The organism is Idiomarina sp. UBA4206, from assembly GCF_002383015.1.
GTDB lineage: Bacteria > Pseudomonadota > Gammaproteobacteria > Enterobacterales > Alteromonadaceae > Idiomarina > Idiomarina abyssalis.
In genome coordinates this window covers 58719-63988 of record NZ_DFTS01000025.1, presented here as the reverse complement: position 1 = coordinate 63988, position 5270 = coordinate 58719, and the positions used below count along the sequence as shown (strand labels likewise).

Here is a 5270-nt window from a genome sequence, read left to right as displayed (position 1 = left end):
CAAACCGAATTCAATAGGTCTCGGCTTAAGAAATGAGTTACTGGATGCTGCTTTAGCAGGTGATATTGATGCCGACTTCCTGGAGCTCGCGCCGGAAAATTGGATCCCTTTTAAAGGACGTCGTTTAGAAACTCTGGCGAAAGTTGCCGAGAATTATCGCTTAACCAGCCACGGGTTGTCGTTGTCTATTGGTAGCCAGGACCCTCTGGACTATACTTTTCTGAAAGACGTTAAACAGTTCGTGTCGCAATTTAATGTTGAAATCTACAGTGAACATTTAAGTTACTGCTCACATAAAGGACAGCTATACGACCTATTGCCTATACCTTTCACGGCCGATGCGGTTTCTCATGTTATAGACAGAATTAAAGATGTTCAGCACTATTTAGAAAGACCTCTAATATTGGAAAATGTATCTTATTACGCGAGTCCGGCACCTGAGTTAAGTGAGTTAGACTTTATCTGTCAGGTGTTGAAGCGAAGCAATTGTAAGCTGCTACTTGATGTGAATAATGTCTTTGTAAACAGCGTGAATCACGATTATAACCCTCGCGATTTTATAGCTGGCTTACCTTCAGAAAAAATCGCCTACGGGCATATAGCGGGGCATCATGAGGAGTTCGACGATCTTTATGTTGATACGCATGGTGCTAAAGTAAAAGATGAAGTGTATGAGTTGTTGGATTACGCTTATAAGTGCCATGGCGTTTATCCGACTCTTTTGGAAAGGGATTTTAACTTCCCGGCTTTGTCTGAGTTAAATGGCGAGTTGAACCAAATAAGAGTGATACAAAAGCGCCATGAGTAATGACACATTCAAACAAATTCAGGATCGCTTTGTTCAGCAACTGAAAGATCCACAAAAGTCCGTAGAAGAACCGTGGTTAGCTGATATCGAAGAGCGGCGGATGGCAATTTATCAGCGGTTACTCCGTAATAACATTTTTCGCTTTATAGACAGTGCTTTTCCGGTCCTGAAAAAGCTATGCGATGAAGAACAATGGCAAGCAACTAAAGAGCAGTTTTTTCGCTCTTTTTCGTCAAACTCTCCATACTTTACTGGTATTGCTAAAAGCTTTGTTGAGTATTTGCAGTCTGATAATGCACTTTTTGTCTTTGCTCCGGAACTCGCGCATTACGAATGGCTTGAACTCGAAGTGGAGCAAAAGCCGTGGCCGGAAAGCCATATTTGTGTGACAGATGAGCTTCATGAAGAGCAAATCATAGGCCTAAACCCAACGGCGGTTATTTCTGCATATCAGTATCCGGTTGACGAAATCGGCATTGAATTTAAACCGGAGAGACCGCTCTCACAACCGCGTTTTTTAGTTGTGTTTCGCGACGCGGAAGGAAAGGTTCGTTTTGTTCGTATAAATGCAATGACTTACCTGCTTTTAACAGAGTTACAAAGCCGCAATTATATTAGGCTGCAAGATTTCTTTGATTTGTTGCCGGAGCTGCTTCCTCAATGGCCGGCTGAACAAATTCAGGAGGGGGCTGAGCAGACGTTGCAACAGTTCGCTTCGCAGCAATTGTTATTGAGAGTAAAGAGCTGAATTCAACTTTTATCGTTGCTGAGGATCGAGTATGATCAGCACCGATTTCATCGAGAGGTAAAAGTTATGTCATCAGAAACATTTAAAGAACCGGCAGGCAAAGGCTTTTTGCTTATAGCCGTGGTTTTATTTCTAATTGCTGGCTGCTTGCCATTAATTTTACGTTTAGCACAGGTTATTTCCGCTTAATCAGCTCCTCACTAACTATCAGGTAAACGACATTTATGTCAGTCTCTTTGCTCGTTGTCGAGGATAAAGACAAAACCCTTCAATCCATTTGTAAGATGATAGAACCGCTAGGCTTTGAAGTAACGACAGCCCGCGACGGTCTGGACGGTTTAAGTAAGGCGAAACAGCAGTATTTTGATGTTATTTTGCTGGATCATAAAATGCCGGTGATGGATGGTTTGTCATTACTGAAAAACTTACGTGAATTAGAGGCTTATCAGCACAGTCCCTTATTATTTATGTCAACTCAGGACATGGTGGAAATAGAACCTAAAGCGTTAAAAGCTGGTGCAACTCAATGCCTTGCGAAGCCTTTGCATGAGGACTTCCTGCTCGATACTTTGAAAACCTGGGCGGTGCGTTTTGTTGCTTAGTAAAGAGAGCAAGAACATGGAATTAACTGTAGAAGGTATTCGGGACTCAATAGGTGCTATTCCTGATTACCCTAAGCCGGGTATTATCTTTCGTGATATCACTCCATTGTTGCAAAACCCTGCGGCTTTTGAACTGTCAATTAACACGTTAAAGCAAAGATATGAGCAGACGGGAATAACTCAAATAGCGGCAATTGAAGCACGAGGTTTCATATTTGGCTCAGCGTTAGCTTATGCTATGGGCTGTGGCGTCACTCTCTTGCGTAAGCCCGGAAAGTTGCCCGGCAAGGTAGTAAGCCAGAGTTACGATTTAGAGTATGGTTCTGATGAACTGCAAATGCACGAGAACGCATTGACCGCAAACGACAGGGTCTTAATTGTTGACGACTTGCTGGCCACTGGCGGGACCGTAGTTGCGGCTCACAAGCTGATTAAAGCAACCGGCGCCGAAGTAGAGGAAGCCGCTTTTGTGGTCTCATTACCTGAGTTAGGTGGTGAAGATAAATTGCAGCAGGCAGGCGTTGCGTGCTATACCTTATGTCAGTTTTAACGAGACAGAGTTAAGAATCTCCCCTATGAGCTATCAGGTACTGGCAAGAAAATGGCGACCTTCCCAGTTTGCGGAAGTTGTTGGTCAACAACATGTTTTGAAACCGCTTGAACATGCGCTGGATAAGCAAAGGTTGCACCATGCCTACTTGTTTACCGGAACACGAGGCGTCGGTAAAACGACCATTGCGCGCATATTAGCTAAAGCTCTTAACTGCGAGCAAGGCATTACTTCGACCCCGTGCGGGCAATGCAGTGCTTGTCTTGAGATAGAGCAGGGGCGCTTTGTCGACTTGCTCGAAATAGACGCCGCGTCAAGAACGAAAGTTGAAGATACCCGGGAGTTACTGGATAACGTTCAATATCGTCCGACCCGCGGACGCTATAAAGTTTACCTGATTGATGAAGTCCACATGTTGTCGCGGCACAGTTTTAATGCGTTGCTTAAAACGCTGGAAGAGCCACCGGAACACGTAAAGTTCTTATTGGCGACAACAGACCCTCAAAAACTTCCAGTGACCATTTTGTCACGCTGTCTGCAATTTAACTTAAAGGCGTTGTCGAACGACGATATTTCACAGCAGCTTAATTACGTTCTGGGACAGGAGCAGGTTCAGGCGGACGCTGACGCGTTACCATTATTAGCTCGTTCTGCTCGTGGCAGCATGCGTGATGCCTTGAGTTTAACCGATCAAGCAATCGCTCAGGGCAACGGCGCTGTGAGTATTGACAGTGTCAGACGCATGCTGGGTAATGTACCGGTCGCTGACATTGCGGCCTTACTGGATTGTGTTCTTGATGGTGAAGCCGAAAGTGTCATGCAGCGTGTTGACGCGATGGTTTCTATGGTGCCGGACTTAAGCTCCGTGCTGGTTGAGCTGCAAAGTTTACTGCATCAACTGGCGTTGGTACAGCAAGTGCCAGGTGCGGCAAACGCCTTTGAGAATAACGATGTATTAAAGCCGCTTTTACGGCGCATGCCGGCCGAGTTAATTCAGGTATTTTATCGTATTGTTCTGGAAGGGCGTCGTGAGCAAGCCTATGCTATTGACGCGCGCAGCGGTCTGGAAATGACTCTGTTGAGAATGCTCTGCTTTCGCCCTGCAGAAAACGATAGCTATAACGATACCAGTGAACTGAGTGCCACTGCGCATACCGATGTTCCTCATTCAAATTTGGCCAGCGCCGAAGTGAATGAGCCCGCTGCCGAAGCTATGCCTGAGTCAGTGCCTGAATCAGAGTTAGAACCGGAACCGGCAGAGCCGATGCCGCCGGAGCTGGAGTCCCAGTACCAATCGGAGCCCGAGCACCAAACAGAATCCAAGCATCAACCGGAACCTGACTTCAGTTATTCGGAACCAACGGAAACACAGCAACAAGACTCCGGTGTTTCCGATCTATTGCGTGTTCGTGAGCAGTTGGCGGAAAAAAAAAAGCCAGACAACAGTAATGAATCGGTAGTCACTCCGGTCGTTAGTGAAGAGAGGCCAACCGCTCCAGACCCTGAGCCCGAAACACGACAAGAGCCCCTGGCTGAAGCTAGACCAGTCAGAGACTACCAATTTCCCGAGTTAAATGACGATATCCGAGAAGCCGCAGAAATCGATAAATGGAGTGCGATGATTGCCGGCATGGATATTTCAGGCTTAGCGCGTCAGGTACTACTTAATTCAGAGTTAAAAAAGGTTGGGGACGATGACTGGCTCATTCTGGTTGCAGAAGAGCAGAAGAGTTTATTGAACGATTCAACCAGTGAAGCCGTCAGAGAGTCACTAACTGGATTGTTAGGGCCAGCTGCAAGAGTGCAGTTTGATATTGGCGTTCCGAGTCAGCCGACGCCTCTTATGGTGCAGCAGCATATTGATCAGTACCGGCATCGGCGTGCTTGCGAAATACTGCAGGCCGACACCGGTGTACAGGAATTACAGCAAAGGTTTCAAGCGCAGGTTGATGAATCATCAATTCAAGCGCGTTAATTTTATAAAGCTTAAACGAGGAAATAATTATGTTTAAAGGTGGAATGGGTAACATGATGAAGCAGGCGCAACAAATGCAGGAGCGCATGCAAAAAGCCCAGGAAGAAGTGGCTAACATGGAAGTCACTGGTGAAGCCGGTGCCGGGTTAGTAAAAGTGACGATGCTTGGCAACCACAATGTTAAACGTGTGAGTATTGACCCAAGCCTAATGGAAGACGACCAGGAAATGTTGGAAGATTTGATTGCAGCGGCAACTAACGATGCCGTGCGTCGTGTTGAAGAGACCAGCAAAGAGCGTATGTCCGAAATTACAGGCGGCATGGGCTTACCTCCTGGCTTTAAAATGCCGTTCTAAGTCGTAAGGTCAGTTCATGAGTATTAGTCCGGCAATTGATCAGCTTGTTGATAATTTAAAGCGTCTGCCAGGTGTTGGTCAGAAATCAGCACAGCGTATGGCATTTCATTTGCTTGAACGCGATCGCGGCGGCGCCTCCCGGCTTGCCGAATCTTTGCAGTCCGCAGTTGAAAAAGTGGGGCACTGCGAGTGTTGCCGGACCTTAACTGAAGAGCCGCTGTGTCGAATTTG

General features: G+C 46.4%; 7 protein-coding genes and 1 pseudogene. All 8 read left to right on the top strand.

What is annotated here, in order from left to right:
* The first annotated feature begins 13 nt into the window (after positions 1 to 13).
* Positions 14 to 808 carry a DUF692 domain-containing protein gene (locus tag B3180_RS05575; protein WP_286843482.1) on the top strand — a complete coding sequence of 265 codons (795 nt, stop codon included), beginning with the start codon at positions 14 to 16 and terminating at the stop codon, positions 806 to 808.
* A complete protein-coding gene (locus tag B3180_RS05570; protein WP_224797162.1) occupies positions 801 to 1556 on the top strand; it encodes a DNA-binding domain-containing protein in 756 nt (251 codons plus the stop codon). Before B3180_RS05575 ends, B3180_RS05570 begins: the two co-directional genes overlap by 8 nt.
* A gap of 66 nt (positions 1557 to 1622) precedes the next feature.
* Complete coding sequence (locus tag B3180_RS05565; protein WP_263621018.1) at positions 1623 to 1745, top strand: hypothetical protein; 123 nt, start codon at positions 1623 to 1625, stop codon at positions 1743 to 1745.
* A 35-nt stretch (positions 1746 to 1780) separates the two neighbouring features.
* Positions 1781 to 2158 carry a response regulator gene (locus tag B3180_RS05560; protein WP_199493853.1) on the top strand — a complete coding sequence of 126 codons (378 nt, stop codon included), beginning with the start codon at positions 1781 to 1783 and terminating at the stop codon, positions 2156 to 2158.
* A gap of 16 nt (positions 2159 to 2174) precedes the next feature.
* Complete coding sequence (locus tag B3180_RS05555) at positions 2175 to 2708, top strand: adenine phosphoribosyltransferase (RefSeq protein WP_199493852.1); 534 nt, start codon at positions 2175 to 2177, stop codon at positions 2706 to 2708.
* Positions 2709 to 2733: 25 nt separating this feature from the next.
* Positions 2734 to 4683 carry a DNA polymerase III subunit gamma/tau gene (gene dnaX / locus B3180_RS05550; protein ID WP_278358821.1) on the top strand — a complete coding sequence of 650 codons (1950 nt, stop codon included), beginning with the start codon at positions 2734 to 2736 and terminating at the stop codon, positions 4681 to 4683.
* A gap of 29 nt (positions 4684 to 4712) precedes the next feature.
* Positions 4713 to 5039: a YbaB/EbfC family nucleoid-associated protein gene (locus B3180_RS05545; protein WP_199493850.1), complete on the top strand. Its 327-nt coding sequence runs from the start codon at positions 4713 to 4715 to the stop codon at positions 5037 to 5039.
* Positions 5040 to 5055: 16 nt separating this feature from the next.
* Positions 5056 to 5270, top strand: a pseudogene (recR, locus tag B3180_RS05540) (recombination protein RecR); the annotation flags it as partial.